The following is an 18,764-nucleotide window of genomic DNA, read 5'->3' on the forward strand; positions in this document are numbered from 1 at the left end:
CCGCGCGCGCCGGTCCAGGGCGCGGCCGCCACCCCGCCGCCCGCCGCGCTGCCGCCCGCCGCAACCGCCAGGCCCGACCGCCGCCGCCCCAGCGAGCGCGACCGCGCGCGTGGCACGCTGTCGCCCGCCACTGCGACCCCGCCGGCGGTGAGTGTGCGCCGCCAGCCCGATCCGCCCGCCGCGACGCCGCCACGGCAGGTACCGACCGTGGCGGTCGCCAGCGCGGCTCCGGTCCGTCCGGCACCCACCCCGGCCCCACGGCCCACCTCCGCGCCGACGCCCGCTCCCCCGCCGATCACGACGCCGCCGGCGGCGACGGTCGCCGGGACCGCGATGCTGCCCGCGGCCATCCTGCCGACACCGACGCCGACACCCGCGCCGCCGCCCGCCGCGGTCGCCCCCATCGGGGTGGCGATCCGCGACGGCGGCCCGGTCGGCCCCGGCTTCTCGATCTCCGACATCGGCCAGCCCGCGGTGGCGACGCCCGCCCCGGCGCCGTCGACCCCGCCCGCGGCCACGGCGCCGCAGCCGGTCGAGGTCGCCGCCTCCGACGTCGCGCCCCCGCCGCCGACCTCGGCGGTTGCCGCCGCGCCGACCTTCGCGCCGACCCCCGCGGCGCCGCTCGCCTCGCTCGCCGACATCGTCGGCTCGCTCGAAATCCCCGCCGAGGAAATGGCCGCATCGACCGACGCCGTCGACGCCGCGACGCTCGCGAAGCTGCGCGAGGACAAGCGCAAGGCCGAGGTGGCCGCCGAGGCGAAGCGTATCAAGGACGATGCAGCCGCCAAGAACAAGGCGGAAGCCGATGCGAAGGCCAAGGCTGAAGCTGCTGAAAAGAAAGCCAACCCCGCACGCCTCTGGGTCCAGGTCGCGACCGGCGCCAATGCCAAGGCCCTCGCGCTCGACTATGGCAAGTTTGCGAAGAAGAATCCGGCCTTGTTCAAGGGCAAGGCGGGCGCCAGCACCGAATGGGGCCGCACGCGCCGCCTGCTCGTGGGGCCCTTCCCGAACAAGAAGGGCGCCGACGCCTGGCTCGCCGATTACAAGAAGGCGGGCGGCGACGGCTTCCTCTTCAACAGCGACGCGGGCCAGGAAGTCGATCCGGTCAAATGAGCTTGGGCGATGCCAAGATAGATCCTCCCCATCGCGCTGCGTTGGGGAGGGGGACCGTCCGCGAAGCGGATGGTGGAGGGGTCGGCAACGTCGGCGCCATTACCCCTCCGTCAGCGGCTAAAGCCGCTGCCACCTCCCCATCGCTTCGCGTGGGGAGGATCTGAATGGCCGCCGTCTCCGCCTGCGCGAGCGACCCCGCGCAAAGCCGCGGGCGCCTGCATGAGGAGGTCGGCCGCGTCGTGCGCGGACCGCGCGACGATTTCCAGCGCGACCGCGACCGCATCATCCATTCGATCGCCTTCCGCCGCCTGCGCCACAAGACGCAGGTCTTCGTCGCGCCCGACGGCGACCATTATCGCGTCCGCCTGACCCACAGCATCGAGGTCGCGCAGATCGGCCGCGGCATCGCGCGCGCCTTGGGGCTCAACGAGGATATCACCGAAGCGCTCTGCCTCGCGCACGACATCGGCCATCCGCCCTTCGGCCATGCCGGCGAAGACGCGCTGAAAGCGGCGATGGCCGGTTATGGCGGCTTCGATCACAACGGTCATACTTTGCGCACGCTCGCCTGCCTCGAATGCCCCTATCCGCGCTTCGACGGCCTCAACCTGACTTGGGAAACGCTCGAGGGGCTCGCCAAGCACAATGGCCCGGTAACACACCCCGGCTGGGCGCTCGCCGAAATCGACGCGCGCTTCACGCTCGACCTGGGTAGCCACGCCAGCCTCGAGGCGCAGATCGCGGCGGTCGCCGACGATATCGCCTATGACAATCACGACATCGACGACGGGCTGCGCGCGGGCCTGCTCGAGTTCGACCAGCTGATGACGCAGCCCTTCGTCGCGGCCAATTTCAGGGGCGTCGAAGAACGCTTCCCCGGCGCCCCGCGCGAGCGGCTGCTGCGCGAACTGGTGCGCGACCAGATCGGCGTGATGGTCAACGACGTGATCGCCGCGACGACGGCCAATGTCGCCGACGCGGGCGTGACCAGCGCCGACGAGGTGCGGATAGCGGGCCGCAAGCTCGGCACTTTCTCGCCCGAACTCGCGGCCGAGGAGCGCGATCTCAAGCGCTTCATGTACGCCAATCTCTACCACCACCCCGAACAGATGGCGGCGGCCGAGGCCGCGAACCAGGTCATCGCGCGGCTGTTCGACGCCTATGCCGCCGACCCGCGGCTGATGGGCGCCGACTGGTCCGCCCGTCTGCCGCACGAGAAAGGCGACACCGTTCGCCACATCGGCGATTACATCGCGGGCATGACCGATCGTTTCGCCATCGACCGCTATGCCGAGATATTCGGGCGCAATCAGGTGCCGGAGGCCCTCGCGCACGCATGATCCGGCGGCTTTGGCGGGCAGCGCCGCCATATTTCGCGCAAAGACGCAAAGACACGAAGAAGATGGCGCGTGGCCGTAAGGCCGCTTTTTCCATCTTCGCGGCGGTTCAAACCAACGATGTGGGAAAAAGCCGCTTCGCGGCAGGCACGACATCTTTGTGTCTTTGCGTCTTTGCGCGAAAAAAATCTCACCAACGTTTCGGTTTTAGGCCGATGTTCCGTCCATAACCCGCCATTAAAATCCCTATGCGGCACGCGCTCTCGCCATCGCCCCGCGATGCCTATAAGCTCGCGCTTATGACGACCCACAGCACCCTGCTCCTCGGCGCGACCGGCATGATCGGGCAGGCGGTCATCGCCAATGCCGGCGACCGCCCGCTCACCATCCTCACGCGGCGGGAGATGGGCGACCTGCCCGAGCAGCATGCGCGGCTCGTCGCGCCGCCCGAGCGCTGGGCGGACATCGTCGCGGTCGAGCGCCCCGCAGTGCTCATCTCGTGCCTCGGCACGACGATCCGCCAAGCGGGGTCGGAGGCGGCCTTCTGCGCGGTCGATCACGACCTGATCCTGTCGGCGGCGCGGGGCGCGCGGATGGCGGGCACCCAACAGATGATCCTCGTCAGCTCGGTCGGCGCCTCGGCGAAGAGCCGCAACTTCTATCTGAAGACCAAGGGCGAGACCGAAGACGGGCTGCGCGCGCTCGGTTTCGATCGGCTCGATATATTGCGCCCCGGGCTGCTTATGGGCGATCGCGCGGGGCCCAAGCGGCTGGGCGAGGGGATCGCCATGGTTGCCGCGCCCTTCACCGACGCGCTGCTCCATGGCTCGCTGCGCCGCTATCGCTCGATCCGCGGCGACACCGTCGCGCGCGCGATCGTATTGCTGATCGGAATCGCGCAGCCCGGCGTGCGAATCCACGAAAATGACGCGATGCGGCGGCTCGCCGATTGACTCTGCGAAAAGCGCCCGCCAAGGCTCGGGCGTCTGTCGGGTTTCCCATGGGGGATTCGACCGGCCGCGCGGGAGAGCGCGGGGGCGGGGTAACCCGCACCTCGCCACCGAAGGAGCAACCGCCCCGGAAACTCTCAGGTCAAGCGGACCGCGCGGGCTGGAACGGACACTCTGGAAAGCGTTCCAGCCTTAGGCTGGAACCACCGAAGGGGTAACCCCATGGCTTCATGGGGGAAAACTCTCAGGTTCCCGTGACAGAGGGGGCATGGTCGAAGCCGCGGCACCCCGCCGCGTGTTCGCCGTGCAACCGCGGGAGACTGACATGACCGAAAATGAACAGACGGGCGAGGAAGCGGTCGAAACCGCGACGCTGCCGCTCGACGCCTGGCACCGCGACAAGGGCGGCCGCATGGTCGAGTTCGCGGGTTACTGGATGCCGATCCAGTACGAAGGCATCATGGCCGAACATCTGTGGGTCCGCGAAAATGCGGGGCTGTTCGACGTCAGCCATATGGGCCAGCTCTATCTCTCGGGCGAGGGGCTCGACGACGCGCTCGAGGCGGTGCTGCCCGGCGACGTGAAGAGCCTCGCGGTCGGGCGCATGCGTTACTCGCTTCTGCTCGCCGAGGACGGCGGCATTCTCGACGACCTGATGCTCAGCCGCTGGCCGGGCGGCATCTATATGGTCGTCAACGGCGCGGTGAAGTGGGAAGATATCGGCCACCTGCGCGAAGAGCTGCCCGACGCGATCACCATCAACCACTTGGAAGAGCGCGCGTTGCTCGCGCTGCAGGGGCCGAAGGCCTTCGACGCGTTGAAGCGCCACACGACCGGCCAATGGCCGCTCGACGCGCTCGTCTTCATGATGGGCGGGCCGTACCAGATCGGCGGCGTCGACGCGTGGATCAGCCGCTCGGGCTACACCGGCGAGGACGGCTTCGAAATCTCTGTCGATGCCGACAAGGTACAGCAGGTCGCCGACCTGCTCTGCGGCGAGCCCGAGGTGAAGCCGATCGGCCTCGGCGCGCGCGACAGCCTGCGGCTCGAAGCGGGGCTGCCGCTCTACGGCCACGACCTCGACCCCACCATCGACCCCATTGAAGGCGACCTCGGCTTCGCGATCCAGAAGCGCCGCCGCGAGGAAGGCGGTTTCCCCGGCGCCGCGCGCATCCTCGGCCATTATGCCGACGGGTCCCCACGCAAGCGCGTCGGCCTTACCGTCGACGGCAAGCTGCCGGTGCGCGAGGGCGCCAAGCTGTTCGATGGCGAGGACGAGATCGGCGTCGTGACGTCGGGCGGCTTCGCGCCGAGCGTTGGCGCCCCCATCGCCATGGGTTATGTCCCGCGCGACCATGCCGTCCCCGGCAAGTCGGTCGCCGCCGAGGTCCGCGGCAAGCGCGTGCATTGCACCGTGACCGCGATGCCCTTCGTTCCACACCGCTATGTCCGCAAACAGGGAGGCTGACCGATGCCGCGTTATTATACCGAAGAGCATGAATGGGTCGACGTCGACGGCGACGTCGCGACGGTGGGCATCACCGACTTCGCGCAGGGCCAGCTCGGCGACATCGTCTTCGTCGAGGTCCCCGACACCGGCGCCGAACTCAGCCAGGGTGGCGACGCCGCGGTCGTGGAGTCGGTCAAGGCGGCAAGCGACGTCTACGCCCCGGTCGACGGCACCGTCACCGAAGGCAATGGCCAGCTCGAGGAAGACCCCGCGCTCGTCAATTCGGACCCCGAAGGCGAAGGCTGGTTCTTCCGCATGACGCTCGGCGACAAGGGCCAGCTCGACGCGCTGATGAACGCGACCGAATATAAGGCCTTCTGCGACAATCTTTGACCTCAGTCCCCCTCCCGCTTGCGGGAGGGGCTAGGGGAGGGCCTGTCAGGGGACGGGCTTTCCTTCGACCAATCCCTCCCCCGACCCCTCCCGCAAGCGGGAGGGGGGAGATAGTGAAATGCGTTACCTCCCGCTCACCGCCGACGACCGTTCGGCCATGCTCGGCGTCATCGGCGCCGCGTCGATCGACGACCTGTTCGTCGACGTCCCCGCCGAGGCGCGGCTCGACGGTCCCATCGCCGATTTGCCGAACCAAGCCAGCGAACTCGCGGTCGAGCGCCACATGGGCGCGCTCGCGCGGCGCAACCGCGCCGCAGGCGATGGGCCCTTCTTCCTCGGCGCGGGCGCATACCGCCACCATGTCCCCGCGAGCGTCGATCATCTGATCCAGCGCGGCGAGTTTCTGACCGCCTATACGCCCTACCAGCCCGAAATCGCGCAGGGCACGCTGCAGATGCTGTTCGAATTCCAGAGCCAGGTCGCGCGCCTGCTCGGCACCGATGTGGCGAACGCGTCAATGTACGACGGCTCGACCGCCTGCTGGGAAGCCGTCGTGATGGCGCGCCGCATCACCAGGCGCGCCAAGGCGCTCTTCTCGACCGGCGTGCACCCGCATTACCGCAGCGTCGCGCGGACGATGGCGAAATACACTGGCGATGTGCTCGTCGAGGCCGATCCCGAACTGGTACCCGGCACCGACTGGGCGGATCTCGCCGCCGCGGTCGACAGGGACACGAGCTGCGTCGTCGTGCAATATCCCGACATCCTCGGCCGCATCGACGACATGAGCGCGCTCGCCGCGGCGTGCCAGGCGTCGGGCGCGCTGCTGATCGCGGTGGTGACCGAACCCGTCGCGCTCGGCCTGATCAAGTCGCCCGGCGAAATGGGCGCCGACATCGTCGTCGGCGAGGGCCAGTCGATCGGCGTCGGCCTGCAGTTCGGCGGACCTTATGTTGGGCTCTTTGCGTGCAAGGCCAAATATGTCCGCCAGATGCCGGGTCGCCTCTGCGGCGAGACCGTCGACGCCAATGGCAAGCGCGGCTTCGTGCTGACGCTGTCGACGCGCGAACAGCATATCCGCCGCGAAAAGGCGACGAGCAATATCTGCACCAACTCGGGGCTTTGCGCGCTGGCCTTCAGCATCCACATGACCTTGCTCGGCGAGGCCGGCCTGCGCCAGCTCGCGGCGATCAACCACGGCCGCGCACTCGCGGCGGCCGAACAGCTATCGAACGTGCCGGGCGTTTCGGTGCTCAACACCGCCTTCTTCAACGAATTCACCCTGCTGCTCCCGACCGCCGCGCGGCCCGTCGTTCATCAGCTCGCCGAGCGCGACATCCTCGGCGGCGTGTCGCTCGGCCGGCTCTATCCCGAGAACAGCGGGCTCGAAAACGGGCTGGTCGTCGCGGCCACCGAAACCTGCACGGCGGAGGACATCGCCGCCTTTGCCGCGGCGCTGAAGGAGGTGCTGGCATGAGCACGCTCAACGCATCCGGCTGGCGCCCCGAAATGAACGCGGGCGGTGCCGACGACACGACCACCTTCACCGGCAATCGCGCGCTGACGCTCGAAGAGCCTTTGATCTTCGAGATCGGTTCGACCGAGACCACCGGCGTCGATTTCGACGAAGCGGCCCCGGCACTCGACCTCGGCGGGCTCGCGCGCTTGGCGCCGATCGGCCTGCCGGGTCTCAGCGAGGGCGAGACCGTGCGCCACTATACGCGCCTCAGCCGCCAGAACTACGCGATCGACCTCGGACTCTTCCCCCTCGGCAGCTGTACGATGAAGCACAACCCGCGCCTCAACGAAAAGGTCGCGCGGATGCCGGGCTTCGCCGACATCCACCCGCTCCAGCCGCAGGAAACGGTGCAGGGCGCGCTCGCGGTCATCAACGAGCTCGCGATGTGGCTGATCAAGCTCACCGGCATGCACGGCGTCGCGATGACTCCGAAGGCGGGTGCGCATGGCGAACTCTGCGGTATCCTGTGCATCAAGGCGGCGCTCGAAGCGCGCGGCGAGGACCGGCGCGTGCTGCTCGTCCCGGAGAGCGCGCACGGCACCAACCCCGCGACCGCGGCTTTTGCCGGCTTCAGCGTCGAGGATATTCCCGCGACCCCCGAAGGCCGCGTCGATCTCGAGGCGCTCAAGGCGCGGCTCGGTCCCGACGTCGCGGGGGTGATGATCACCAATCCCAACACCTGCGGGCTGTTCGAGCGCGACATGAAGGCGATTTCGGACGCGGTGCATGCGGCGGGCGGTTACGTCTATTGCGACGGCGCCAATTTCAACGCGATCGTCGGCAAGGTCCGCCCCGGCGACCTCGGCGTCGACGCGATGCACATCAACCTCCACAAGACCTTCTCGACCCCGCACGGCGGCGGCGGGCCCGGCTCGGGTCCGGTCGTGCTGTCGGAAGCGCTGTCGCCCTACGGCCCGATCCCTTATGCCGCGCGCTACGCCGACGGATCGTTCAAGCTGGTCGAGGAGGAAAGCGCGGGTGCGGAACATCCCGACACCTTCGGGCGCATGACCGCCTTCCACGGCCAGATGGGCATGTTCACGCGCGCGCTGACCTATATGCTCAGCCACGGCGCCGACGGGCTCAAGCAGGTCGCCGAGGACGCCGTCCTCAACGCCAACTATATCCTGCGCAGCCTCGACGATGTGCTCGAAGCGCCCTTTGGCGGCTCGGGCCCGTGCATGCATGAGGCCTTGTTCACCGACAATGGCCTCGCCGAGGGCTTCTCGACGCTCGATATCGCCAAGGGGATCATCGACGAGGGTTATCATCCGATGACGGTCTATTTCCCGCTCGTCGTCCATGGCGCGATGTTGATCGAACCGACCGAGACCGAGAGCAAGGCGGTGCTAGACCAGTTCATCGGGGCGCTGCGCAGCGTCGCGCTGCGCGCGAAGAATGGCGATCCGGCGCTCAAGTCGGCGCCGCACTTCGCGCCGCGCGCGCGGCTCGACGAGACGCGGGCGGCGCGTAACCCCGTGCTGGCCTGGTTCGAACCCGCGGTCGCTCCGGGCGTGCCGGTGGCGAGCGAAATCGGCGGCGGTTGAGGCATTTCGGCTTCTTCGCCGCATAGGCGAAGGGGACGATATGCCGCATTTCCTGTTCTGGCCGGCCGCCGCGCTGGCGATTGTGCTGCCTGCGGGAGCGTTCGCCGAGGAGCCGACCGCGCTGCCGGCGTCCGAGGCGGCGCTCCCCGCGGCGCAGCTGGCAGCGCTGGTCGAGGCTGACCGCGCTTTTGCCGCCGCGGGACGCGAACGGCTGCTTCCCGACGCGATCGGCGCAATGCTCGCCGACGATGCGGTGATGCCTGCGCGCGGCGACAAACCCTTCCTGCGCTCGCGGAGCGGGATCGTCGCCTATCTGCACGCCAACTCGACCGCGGCGAAAGGGCGCGCCGACTGGTTCCCCGTGCGCGGTGGCATTTCGGCCGACGGCCGGCACGGCTTCACCGCGGGCTATTTCGCCGCGGCGCTGCCCGACGGGACCGAGCAACTCGGCAAATATCTCGCCTATTGGGGCCGGATGCCCGAGGGCTGGCGCGTGCTGGCGTATAAGCGTCTGCCGCGCGCCGCGGGCGCCGTCGACCGCAGCTTCCGCGCGCTCGGCCTGCCCGACGCCGCGGTCTGGCGCGGCACGCCGCCGTCCGATGCGCTCGATACGATGCTTGCCGCCGAACGCGCCTTCGCGGCGCGAGCGCAGGTCGCCGGGGTCGGCCCCGCCTTCGGCGAATATGGCCGGACCGATGCGATCAACCTCGGCGCCGAGGCGGGGCTCACCGAAGGCGCGGCGGCGATCGCTGCGGGCTTCGATCCCGAACCGCAGCCCGGGCAGGCGATCGACTGGGGTCCCGACTTCGGAATCGTCGCGCCGTCGGGCGATCTCGGCGTCAGCTTCGGCCGCATCACGCCCAAGCAGCGCCCCGCGGGGCTCGCGCCCGACGCGCCCATCCTTGCATCGCCCTTTTTCACGATCTGGCATCGTGATACGCCGGAGGCGCCCTGGCGCTATATCGCCGAATAGGAGACGCGCATGCCCGACACGCCGCCGCCCGATCCATCCAAGGGCGCGCGCCGCGGCGCTACGGGCTGCATCGCCGCCGGCGCCTTGTTCGCGGTCGTCTTCGTCGCGGTCTGGCTCGCCGCGATCACCCTCTACGGCCTCGTCGTCGAGCAGTGGGAGATGGTCCGCGTGCGCCGCGAGTTCAGCTATGATTGGGCGTTCCTGTGGGCACCGCTGATCGCCTTTGGTGCTGCAACTGCGGCAGGCTTTGCGGCGACGCGGCGGCTGTCGGCGGCGCGGCTGACCTTGCTGATCGTGGTCGCCGGCCTCGCCGCGCTGTTCGCCGCGATTCTGCTCTTCGGACTTGGCGGGCTGATCTAGCGCTGGCAAGAAGAGGGCAGGGCGGCGATTGCACAAAGGGGATAAGCCATGAGCTGGGACAGCTTGTTTCTGCTGGCCAATTATTGGGCGATGGCCGGTTGGATCGCGCTTGCCGCCCTGCCGCGCAACCCGAAGATATTGGCGCTCATCCTTTATGCGGGCGTTTTCCTGCTCAGCCTCGGCTATGCCGTGCTGCTTATCGGTTTCGTAACCGGCACGATCGATCCGGGCGGCCCCGGCGGCGGCAGTTTCACCACGCTCGCCGGCGTCATGAAGCTGTTCGCCACCCCCGGCGGCACGACGCTCGGCTGGATCCATTATCTGGCGTTCGACCTGTTCACCGGCCTGTGGATCGCGCGCGACGCCGACAACAAGGGTTTCGGCCGCATCGTCCAGATCCCTTTCCTGTTCCTCACCTTGATGGTCGGTCCGGTCGGCCTGCTCGCCTGGCTGGTGGTGCGCGAACGCCGCGCGCGGGCGCAGGCCAAGGCGTGAGCCCGCAGCCCTGGATGCCGGGCGACGCGGACGGGGCGGCGGCAAAGCGCCATGCCCCCGCGACGCTACGCAACCGCGACGCGATCGCCGCGGTGCTCGCCGACTGGCTGCCCGCGTCGGGAGCGGTCCTCGAAGTTGCGAGCGGGTCGGGCGAGCATATCGTCCATTTCGCCGCCGCCTTTCCGCATCTGCTCTGGCAGCCGAGCGACCCCGATCCGGCGGGGCTCGCCTCGATCGCCGCCTGGCGCGTCGAGGCCGGATCGCCCAATATCGCGCCGCCGCTGGCGCTCGATGCCGCCGCGCCCGATTGGCCGGTCGACCGCACCGACGCGATCCTGTGCATCAACATGGTGCATATCAGCCCGTGGGAAGCAACGCTCGGCCTCTTCGCCGGCGCCGCGCGCCTGCTCACGCCCGGCGCGCCGCTGGTCCTCTATGGGCCATATATCGAGCCCGGCGTGCCGACCGCCGAAAGCAACCACGCCTTCGACGCCAGCCTGCGCGCCCGCGATCCCGCCTGGGGACTGCGCGATACCGATGCGGTCAAGGCGGCCGCCGCCGCTGCGGGCTTCGTCTTCGCCGAACGGCGCGCGATGCCCGCGAACAATTTGATGCTGCTCTTTCGCCGCGCCGGTCAGGCGCCGTCGGTGACCGGCCGCCCATAATTCTCGGGCGTGATGTCCAGCCGTTCGATCCGCGGCGTGAATTCGCGCCGCCGCATGTTGGTGCCCGTCGCGTCGTCGGTCCAGCGTGCGGTCAGCGAATAGCGTTCGACCATGTAAAAGCCCGGATTGACGCCGTCCGAATTCGCCTTGAGCGGGGCATAGACGCGGCCTTCGAGATGGGTAACGACGGGATCTAGCCACCCGGTTCCGCCGCTAACGCGCAATATCTCGACATCTGACACCTTGCCCGACGGCGTCACCCAAAAGCCGACGTCGGCCCATTTGCCAATCGAATTGAACGCGACCAGCCGCCGCGAGGTGTCCGCGGCGGCAATGGTAAGGAAACTGGCGCTGGTGCTGTTGTCGGCCAGGCTCTGGTTCGCGGCGTTGCGAATGGTGTCGATGCCGGGCGATTTGATCGGCGATGCGGCGATCAGAATCGGCCGCGCGGCGCCGCCCTGTTCGGCGAATTGCCGCATCAGCGCCGCGGTCGATTCCTCGCGGCCCGCCTTCCTATCCATTCGTGTGAGCGACACCTGCGCGACCAGCCGCAGGTCGTCGGTGCCGGGCAGGGGATCGGCGACGATCGCCTCCAGCATCGCGCGGGCGCGCTTGCGTTCGGCGGGCAGGTTGCTGTCTTCGGCGGTGACCTGCACGAGCACCGCCTGCCGCAGGCGCGCGTACATCGCGATGCGATTGAGGCCGTCGCCCAGCGCTTCCTTTTCTACATCGGCATAGATGCGCGCGGCCTCGTCGGGGAAACCCAGCTTCGCGCGGCTGTCGCCGACCTCGATCTGCGCGCCCAGCACACGCGGATCGCCGCGGCCCAGCCCCTCGCGCAGCGTGTCGCGCATTTCGAGTACCGACGACTGGAAGCTGCGCGCCTCGCCGACATGCTCGGCGACGCGGCCGTTGGCGCGGTAGAGGTCGGACACCGGGACCGGAAAGGCGCGGGCATGCGCCTCGTTGCGGTCGATCGATTTGAGCAAGGTCGTGCGCGCCGCCTTGTAGCTGCCGGCGACGAACTGGTTTTCGGCGTGCGCGAGCGTCGCCGCGATATCCTGATCGGGTGGGCAGCTTCGCGCGAGGCAGGCCGCGAGCGCGGCGGCGGTCTCGGCGAGCGGCTGCGCGGTGACGATGATGGGGCCGTCGCTGTCGGCGGCAAGCGCAGGCGCGACGGCCAGCGTCGCGGCGAGCGGGGCGAGAAAAACGAGACGGCGCATAAGCTTCCTCCCTTCACGCTATATAGGCGCGAAGGGTCTCACGAAGGCGCCCTAGCGTCAAGCCGCGAGGATCAGCTTGCCGCGCCGCTCTCCACCACCGGCCGCTCGTAATTTTCGGGGGTGATGTCGAGCCGTTCGATGCGCGGGGTCGCCTCGCGGCGGCGCATGTTGGTGCCCGTCGCATCGTCGGTCCAGCGCGCGGTCAGCGTATAGCGCTCGATCATGTAGAAACCCGGGCTCGCATCATTGTCGCTGCGGCGCAGCGGCGCATAGACGCGCGTCTGGATCTGCTTGAACACGGGCTTCAGCCACTGTTTGGTGCCGTCGCTGCGTAGCACCTCGACATCGCTGACCCGTCCGTCGGCATTGATCCAGAAGCCCACGTCTGCCCATTTGGCGACGCTGTTGAGCGCGGTCAGCCGTTGCAGCGTGTTCGCCTGCGGCTGGTCATTGCCAAAATCCTCGGTCAGGTCGATGCGCTTGATCGGCTCGCTGAACAACAGCATCGGGCGCGTCGCGCCGCCCTTGTCGGCGAAGTCCTTGAGGATCGCGTCGGTCGAGCTCGAATCGCCCTTCTTGCGGTCCATGCGCGCGCGCATCACCTTCGCCACCAGCGCGAAATCCTCGCCGCCCGCGAGCGGCGCGGCGATGATCGCGTCGAGCGCCCCTCGCGCCTTAGCATAGTCGGCGTCGAGGCCCGAGGCTTCGGCCTCGGTCTGGGCAAGCAGCGCCCCGCGTACGCGCGCGAACATCGCGACGCGGTTCTGGCCTTTCGCCAGCGCATCCTTTTCGACATCCTGATAGATGCGCTTCGCCTCGTCGGGGAAACCCAGCTTGGCGCGGCTGTCGCCGACCTCGACTTGCGCGACCATCACGCGCGGGTCCTTCTCGCCCAGCCCGGCCTTCAGCGTGTTGCGCATGTCGAGCACCGACAGCTGGAAATTCTTGGCCTCGCCGACATGTTCGGCGACGCGGCTGTTGGCGCGGAACAGGTCGGACACCTCGACGGGGAATTTGTCGCCATGCTTGCGGTTGCGCCCGATCGACTTGAGCAAAGTCGTGCGCGAATCCTTGTAATCGCCCTGCAGCAGCTGGTTTTCGGCATGCGCGAGGCTGGCCGCGACATCCTGGTCGGGCGGGCAATTGCGCGCGAGGCAGGCGGCGAGGTCGTCGGCGGTTTCCTTCAGCGAACGGCCGGTGACGACGATCTCGGGATCGCCGTTCGTCTGCGCGGCGGCGGGAAGCGCCAGCGCCGAGGCGAGGAGCAAAATCGACAGGCGGGTCTTGGTCACATGAATCTCCGTGCGGCCGGGGCCGGCTGTGTTATTTCGATAATCCACCATAGAGGGATTGCCCAAGCGTCGCAATAAGTTGCGGCGCGGCGGGTACAATCGCTCCCCGCCCAATGCGCCACGCTCTTCGACGAACGCCCGCCGCCGCGCGGGATTGCACGGCGTTCGAACACTCTTCAAGATGCGCGGCGACGCACGGCGCGCGGGCCGCTTGTCAAACCGCCCGCGCGTTTGTTATCAGGCTTGAGAATTGCCGCGAACGGTATCCGGGAGAGTTTGAATGAAAGATCTGGCCGACCTTCTGACCTTCGACGAGTTCATCGCCCATTGGGCGGCCGACCGGCCAGGCCGCATCGCGCTGCGCGAGGAGGGCCGGGTCTACACCTATGCCGAACTCGACGAGTCTACCGCCAGGGTCGCGAGCGCGCTGTTCGCCGCGGGGCTACAGAAAGGCGACCGCATCGCGTGGATCGGCAAGAACAGCGACCTTTATTTCCAGCTCTTCTTCGGCGCCGCGCGCGCGGGCATCGTGATGGCGCCGATCGGCTGGCGGCTGTCGCCGACCGAATGGGCCTATGTGCTGAACGATACCGGCGCAAAGATGCTGTTCACGGGGCCGGGGTTCGAGGCGATTCCCTGGCAGCTCTCCGGCAAGCTCGAGCACGACCCGCGCATCCTGACCGATGCCGGCGCGCGCGCGCTGATCGCCGCGACCCCGCGCGCCTCCTTTGCGGCGGCAGGCCCCGACGACGCGGTGCTCCAGCTCTACACCTCGGGCACCACCGGCAACCCCAAGGGCGCGGTGCTGTCGAACCGCAACCTTTTCGCGCTACGCCGCAATTCGAGCGAGCTCGACATGCCCTATACCAAATGGGAGGATGACGAGGCGGTGCTGGTCGCCATGCCCTGCGCGCATATCGGCGGCACGGGGCTCGGCATCATGGCGCTCGCGGCGGGGCTCCCGGGTGTCGTGCTTGCCGAATTCAACCCCGACGGCGTGTTCGACGCGGTCGAACAGCATGGCGTGACACGCTTCTTCATCGTCCCCGCGGCGCTCCAGATGCTGCTGATGCATCCGCGCTGCGCCGAGACCGATTTCGGCCGCCTCAAATATATCCTCTACGGCGCCGCGCCGATCCCGCTCGAACTGCTGCGCCAGTGCATCAAGATGTTCGGCGCCGACTTCATCCAGGCCTATGGCATGACCGAGACCACGGGCACCATCTGCATGCTGCCGCCCGAGGATCACGATCCCGCGGGCAACCAGCGCATGCGCTCGGCGGGCAAGCCGCTCCCCGGGGTCGAGATCCGGATCCTCGGCGACAGCGGGCAGGAGGTTCCGGTCGGCGAGGTGGGCGAGGTCGTCACGCGCTCGTCGAACAATATGATCGGTTACTGGAACCTGCCCGAGGCGACGGCGAAGACGATGACCGCAGACGGCTGGATCCACACTGGCGACGCGGGTTATCTCGACGCCGACGGCTATCTCTATATCCACGACCGGATGAAGGACATGATCATCTCGGGCGGCGAGAATGTCTATCCGGCCGAGGTCGAGAGCGCGATCTTCGGCCACCCCGCGGTGCAGGAGGTCGCGGTGATCGGCATCCCCGACGCGAAATGGGGCGAGACGGTGAAGGCGGTCGTCGTCCCCAAGCCGGGGATGAGCATCGATGCCGACGACATCATCGCTTGGGCCCGCGAACGCATCGCGGCCTTCAAGGCCCCGCGCAGCATCGACGTGATCGAGGCGCTGCCGCGCAATGCCAGCGGCAAGATTCTGCGCAAGGACCTCCGCGCGCCCTATTGGGAGGGCTATGAGCGGATGGTCAATTGACCTCGCTCGAAGGCACTTGCCTCTGCGGCGACGCGGGCTGGACGCTGACGGGCGATCCGGGATCGATCACCGCGTGCAATTGCACGCTGTGCCGCCGCTACGGCGCGCTCTGGGCCTATGATTATGAGGGTGGGCGCATCGCGCTCAAGGGCGCGACGCGCACCTTCACCCGCGTCGGCAAGGCCGATCCGGCGCTCGAAATCCACTTCTGCCCGACCTGTGGCTGCCTGCTCGCCTGGCGTGGCCTGCGGCTAGAGGAGGACGGCCGGCGGCGCATGGCGGTGAATATCCGCTTGGCCGATCCCGAGGCGGTCGCCGACCTGCCGATCGACCATTTCGAGGGGCTGGAGAGCTTCGAAGAACTGCCGTCGGATGGGCGTGTGGTGCGCAATATGTGGTTCTGACGACGGCCGCTGCGGTGGGGCTGGGCGAGGATGGTGCGACGCGCTAGGCGTGCTGCATGACCGTCCTTCGATTCATGCTCGCACTCGTCCTCGCAGCGTTGGCGATCCCGTTGCCAGCAGCAGGGCAATCTGCCAAAGATCCGCTAATCGTGATGATCGAGACCAATCCCTGGCTGATGGCCATCGGATCGGATTCGCCCGCATTCGTGCTCTATAAAAACGGCGACATCATCTACCGCGATGAAAATATCTATCGCATCGTCCGGCTGTCGGTCGCGGAAAGTGCGGCACTGCTGCAGGACATGAATCTGTCCGCTGCCGCCGAACAGGCCGGGTCGTTCAAATTGACCCACGCCACCGACCAGCCCGAACAATTGTTCCTTGGCTTCGATCGCGACGAGCCATGGGCGATCAGGGTATATGGGCGGATGACACCGACCGGCGACAAGCCGAGCCGTTTTTCGCGCGGCAAAGTCCCTTCGGCGGTCCAGCGCCTCTACGACGTCATTGCCAAATTCAGCCGTGCTGATGCGGCCGAATGGGTTCCCGACACGATCGAGGTGATGATCTGGCCCTATGACTATGCGCCCGACGCATCGATCCATTGGCCGAAAGACTGGCCGGGGCTCGACCATCCCGACACGCGCAAGCGCGGCGAGGAAAGCTACAGCCTCTTCGTGCCTTCGACAAAGCGCGCCGAACTCCGCGCCTTTCTGGAGACGCGAACGGAGCGGGGTGCCGTCGAGATCGGCGGCAAGAAATGGGCGGTGTCCACCCGCTACCCCTTCCAGGGCGAGGCGCGTTGGATGCACGGCGCCGACTGAGACCGCACGTCAGAAAAACTGCGTCCCGCCGTCCTGGTTGATGATCGCCCCGGTCATATAGGCCGCGCGCTTCGACAGCAGGAAGGCGAAGAGGTCGGCCAGTTCGTGCGGGCGCCCGACGCGGCCCAGCGCGACCTTCATCCCCCATTGCTCGCGCATCCAGCGGTCGAGCGCTTCGCCCGGATCGCCGCCATAGGCCGCGACCGCCTGCTCGGCTGCGCCGTCGAGCGCCTCGGTCGCCACCGCGCCCGGCGCGACGCAGTTCACGCGGACGCCTTGCGGCCCATAGGCCATGGCGAGATTCTTCGACAGCGCGGCGATCCCCGATTTCATCGCCACATAGGGATAGAGATGCGCCGCCGCCGCGCGCGTCGAATAGGAAGCGGTGAGCACCGCCGCGCCGCCGCCCGACGCCGCAATCACCGGCAGCGCGGCCTGGCACGCGCGCACGCTCGTCATCAGCACCGCCTGAAAGCTCGCCTCCCAGGCGGCTTCGCCTTCCTCCTCGAAGCTGCCGTGGCTGAGCACGGGCCCGGCGGTCACCGCGAGCCCGTAGAGCCGCCCGAAATGATCGGCCGCCGACGCGATCGCCGCCTCCACCTCGCCCGGCCGCGTCGCATCGGCGCCGCGCACGATCACCTCGGCGCCGAGCGCGCGCAGCATTGCCGCCTTTTCTTCGCCGCGATCGACATCGCGCGCGACCAGCGCGAGGCGTGTCCCTTCCCGCGCAAGCTGCAGCGCAGTCGCATAGCCCATGCCCTGCGTGCCGCCGACGATGACGATCGGTTCGCCGCTAAGTCCCAGGTCCATCGGTGGCCCTCCCTATGCGGTCTTCTGCCGCTCGCGCGCCCGGATAAAAGCCTCGCGCGCCGTGCAGCGCGCGAGCCAGTCTTTCGTTTTCTCGCTCAGCACATCGTCCGCCCCCAGCGTCGTCGCGAGGAACGCAGCATAGCCGATCACGATATCGGCAATGGTGAAGCGCCCCGCAACCAGCCATTCGCGCCCGTCGGCGAGCGCCGCCTCGATGCTCTTCGCGCGCCCGCCGAAGAAGGCCTTATAGTCGTCGACCGCCTGCGCCAGCCGGCGTTCGGGCACTTCGACGCGCGTGTAGCGAAGCATGATCGCGAGCGGGAAGGTGAGGGTGGCGTCGCTGCGGTGCAGCCAGTTGCGCCAATCCCAATAATCCGCCTCGTCGCGGCGCACCTCGAGCGGCGTCCCTTCGGCGATGCGTTCGCAGATCGCGGCCGATTCGGTCATCAGCCGCCCGTCCTCGACCCAGCCGGGCACCGTCATCAGCGGGTTCACCGCGCGATACTCGGGGGCGAAGGCGCGCGGCGGAAACGGAAGCACGCGCAGGTCGACGTCGATCCCGGCTTCCTCGATCGCCCACAGACAGCGCAGCGAGCGCGCATTGGCGCAGTGGTACAGGATTGGAAGCGTCATGCGGCGATATCCTTCATCCGCTCGATATGCAGGCGATGCTCGCGCCACGCGATGAACAATCCGCTCGCGACGATCAGCGGTGCGCCGATCCATGTCGTGTCGGCGGGCAGGGTGCCGAAGAACCACCAGCCGCACGCGATCGACCAGAGCAGGCTCGAATAATCCATCGGCGTCACCACCGAAACCGGCGCGAGGCGCAGCGCACCGGTCAGCGACAATTGCACCACCGCGCCGAGCAGGCCTAGCCCGATCAGCAGCCCCCATTCGCCCGCGCTGTGCGATGTCATGACGAAGGGCAGGGCGATGCCCAGCGGCAGCATCGAGATCAGGCTGAACCAGAAGACGATCGACATCGCGCTTTCGGTACGGCCGAGGTCGCGGACCTGGATCGTGATCAGCGCGGTCATCACCGCGCCGCCGAGCGCGATCAGCGTGCCGAGGCCATGGTCGCCCTCGAATCCCTGCATCAGCAGCGTGGTGGGGTTGAGCACCACCAGCACGCCGACAAAACCGACGATCACCGCGGCCCAGCGCTGCCACCCGACGCGCTCGCCCAGGATCGCGGCGGCGAGGAAGACGCAGATGATCGGCACCGACAGGTTGATCGTCGTCGCCTCGGCCATCGGCAGGAAGATCATGCCGCCGAAGTTGAGCGCCATGCCGGTCAGCCCCATCATCGCGCGGCGTGTGTGGATGCCGATGCGCTTGGTCGCGAACATCGACAGCCCGCCGTGCGTTAGCGCCCAGACCGCGAGCAGCGGCAGCACCAGCGCCTGCCGCCAGAACAGGCTCTCCACCAGATGGATCCCCGCGGCGGAGATATGTTTGACCAGCACGAACATCACCGACAGGCTCAGCATCGCGAGCAGCCGGAGCACGATCCCGCCGAGATAATTTTGCGGTGGATCGGATGCGGCGGCGGAGGTCATGCAGGGGCGC

At 68.1% G+C, this 18,764-nt stretch carries 19 protein-coding genes, 1 pseudogene and 2 riboswitches; of the genes and pseudogenes, 14 read left to right on the plus strand and 6 right to left on the minus strand.

Annotation, left to right across the window (positions count from 1 at the left end; all coding sequences use genetic code 11):
• A pseudogene (locus AC1RNQ_RS08965) lies at positions 1 to 350 on the minus strand (hypothetical protein); the annotation flags it as partial.
• On the opposite strand from AC1RNQ_RS08965, the gene AC1RNQ_RS08970 reads away from it, so the two are divergent.
• The 11 genes from AC1RNQ_RS08970 (at position 334) to AC1RNQ_RS09020 (ending at position 10,802) form a co-directional block, all read left to right on the plus strand.
• Positions 334 to 1,113 (plus strand): hypothetical protein, encoded by a 780-nt coding sequence (locus AC1RNQ_RS08970; protein ID WP_493170612.1) that lies wholly within the window; start codon positions 334 to 336, stop codon positions 1,111 to 1,113. The pseudogene AC1RNQ_RS08965 and the gene AC1RNQ_RS08970 overlap by 17 nt on opposite strands.
• A gap of 164 nt (positions 1,114 to 1,277) precedes the next feature.
• Complete coding sequence (locus AC1RNQ_RS08975) at positions 1,278 to 2,453, plus strand: deoxyguanosinetriphosphate triphosphohydrolase (RefSeq protein ID WP_493170614.1); 1,176 nt, start codon at positions 1,278 to 1,280, stop codon at positions 2,451 to 2,453.
• 296 nt (positions 2,454 to 2,749) lie between these two features.
• Positions 2,750 to 3,403, plus strand: a complete 654-nt coding sequence (locus tag AC1RNQ_RS08980) for a Rossmann-fold NAD(P)-binding domain-containing protein (protein ID WP_493170616.1) — start codon at positions 2,750 to 2,752, stop codon at positions 3,401 to 3,403.
• Between the two features lie 59 nt (positions 3,404 to 3,462).
• Positions 3,463 to 3,564, plus strand: a riboswitch (glycine riboswitch).
• Positions 3,565 to 3,671, plus strand: a riboswitch (glycine riboswitch). It abuts the riboswitch before it with no gap.
• Positions 3,672 to 3,725: 54 nt separating this feature from the next.
• Positions 3,726 to 4,868 carry a glycine cleavage system aminomethyltransferase GcvT gene (gcvT, locus tag AC1RNQ_RS08985; RefSeq protein ID WP_493170618.1) on the plus strand — a complete coding sequence of 381 codons (1,143 nt, stop codon included), beginning with the start codon at positions 3,726 to 3,728 and terminating at the stop codon, positions 4,866 to 4,868.
• A gap of 3 nt (positions 4,869 to 4,871) precedes the next feature.
• Positions 4,872 to 5,243: a glycine cleavage system protein GcvH gene (gene gcvH, locus AC1RNQ_RS08990; RefSeq protein ID WP_493170619.1), complete on the plus strand. Its 372-nt coding sequence runs from the start codon at positions 4,872 to 4,874 to the stop codon at positions 5,241 to 5,243.
• Positions 5,244 to 5,361: 118 nt separating this feature from the next.
• Complete coding sequence (gene gcvPA, locus AC1RNQ_RS08995) at positions 5,362 to 6,720, plus strand: aminomethyl-transferring glycine dehydrogenase subunit GcvPA (protein ID WP_493170621.1); 1,359 nt, start codon at positions 5,362 to 5,364, stop codon at positions 6,718 to 6,720.
• Positions 6,717 to 8,309, plus strand: a complete 1,593-nt coding sequence (gene gcvPB, locus AC1RNQ_RS09000; RefSeq protein ID WP_493170623.1) for an aminomethyl-transferring glycine dehydrogenase subunit GcvPB — start codon at positions 6,717 to 6,719, stop codon at positions 8,307 to 8,309. Before gcvPA ends, gcvPB begins: the two co-directional genes overlap by 4 nt.
• A 40-nt stretch (positions 8,310 to 8,349) precedes the next feature.
• A complete protein-coding gene (locus AC1RNQ_RS09005) occupies positions 8,350 to 9,282 on the plus strand; it encodes a hypothetical protein (protein ID WP_493170625.1) in 933 nt (310 codons plus the stop codon).
• A gap of 9 nt (positions 9,283 to 9,291) precedes the next feature.
• Complete coding sequence (locus AC1RNQ_RS09010; protein ID WP_493170627.1) at positions 9,292 to 9,642, plus strand: hypothetical protein; 351 nt, start codon at positions 9,292 to 9,294, stop codon at positions 9,640 to 9,642.
• Between the two features lie 48 nt (positions 9,643 to 9,690).
• A complete protein-coding gene (locus AC1RNQ_RS09015) occupies positions 9,691 to 10,137 on the plus strand; it encodes an ABA4-like family protein (RefSeq protein ID WP_493170629.1) in 447 nt (148 codons plus the stop codon).
• Positions 10,138 to 10,151: 14 nt separating this feature from the next.
• The gene (locus tag AC1RNQ_RS09020) at positions 10,152 to 10,802 is read left to right on the plus strand and encodes a DUF938 domain-containing protein (protein WP_493171360.1); all 651 of its coding nucleotides are present in this window, start codon (positions 10,152 to 10,154) and stop codon (positions 10,800 to 10,802) included.
• Here the strand turns inward: AC1RNQ_RS09020 and AC1RNQ_RS09025 are convergent.
• Positions 10,772 to 12,025 carry a hypothetical protein gene (locus tag AC1RNQ_RS09025; protein ID WP_493170632.1) on the minus strand — a complete coding sequence of 418 codons (1,254 nt, stop codon included), beginning with the start codon at positions 12,023 to 12,025 and terminating at the stop codon, positions 10,772 to 10,774. The genes AC1RNQ_RS09020 and AC1RNQ_RS09025 overlap by 31 nt on opposite strands.
• 71 nt (positions 12,026 to 12,096) lie before the next feature.
• Positions 12,097 to 13,317, minus strand: a complete 1,221-nt coding sequence (locus AC1RNQ_RS09030; RefSeq protein WP_493170634.1) for a hypothetical protein — start codon at positions 13,315 to 13,317, stop codon at positions 12,097 to 12,099.
• Positions 13,318 to 13,597: 280 nt separating this feature from the next.
• On the opposite strand from AC1RNQ_RS09030, the gene AC1RNQ_RS09035 reads away from it, so the two are divergent.
• From AC1RNQ_RS09035 to AC1RNQ_RS09045, 3 genes are all read left to right on the plus strand, one after another.
• A complete protein-coding gene (locus AC1RNQ_RS09035) occupies positions 13,598 to 15,154 on the plus strand; it encodes a fatty acid--CoA ligase (protein WP_493170636.1) in 1,557 nt (518 codons plus the stop codon).
• Entirely contained in the window at positions 15,151 to 15,558 is a 408-nt protein-coding gene (locus tag AC1RNQ_RS09040; RefSeq protein ID WP_493170638.1) for a GFA family protein, read from the plus strand. Before AC1RNQ_RS09035 ends, AC1RNQ_RS09040 begins: the two co-directional genes overlap by 4 nt.
• 149 nt (positions 15,559 to 15,707) lie before the next feature.
• On the plus strand, positions 15,708 to 16,382 hold the full coding sequence (locus tag AC1RNQ_RS09045; protein ID WP_493170640.1) for a hypothetical protein: 675 nt from the start codon (positions 15,708 to 15,710) through the stop codon (positions 16,380 to 16,382).
• Positions 16,383 to 16,391: 9 nt separating this feature from the next.
• On the opposite strand, the gene AC1RNQ_RS09050 is transcribed toward AC1RNQ_RS09045, so the two are convergent.
• The 3 genes from AC1RNQ_RS09050 to AC1RNQ_RS09060 are packed head-to-tail and all read right to left on the minus strand — an operon-like array spanning position 16,392 to position 18,754.
• Positions 16,392 to 17,192, minus strand: coding sequence for an SDR family NAD(P)-dependent oxidoreductase (locus AC1RNQ_RS09050; RefSeq protein ID WP_493170643.1), 801 nt, complete (start codon positions 17,190 to 17,192; stop codon positions 16,392 to 16,394).
• A gap of 12 nt (positions 17,193 to 17,204) precedes the next feature.
• A complete protein-coding gene (locus AC1RNQ_RS09055; protein WP_493170645.1) occupies positions 17,205 to 17,825 on the minus strand; it encodes a glutathione S-transferase family protein in 621 nt (206 codons plus the stop codon).
• The gene (locus tag AC1RNQ_RS09060) at positions 17,822 to 18,754 is read right to left on the minus strand and encodes a DMT family transporter (protein WP_493170647.1); all 933 of its coding nucleotides are present in this window, start codon (positions 18,752 to 18,754) and stop codon (positions 17,822 to 17,824) included. Before AC1RNQ_RS09060 ends, AC1RNQ_RS09055 begins: the two co-directional genes overlap by 4 nt.
• Positions 18,755 to 18,764: the final 10 nt, after the last annotated feature.

The sequence above is a fragment of the Sphingopyxis sp. GW821-FHT12F08 genome (genome assembly GCF_058806755.1).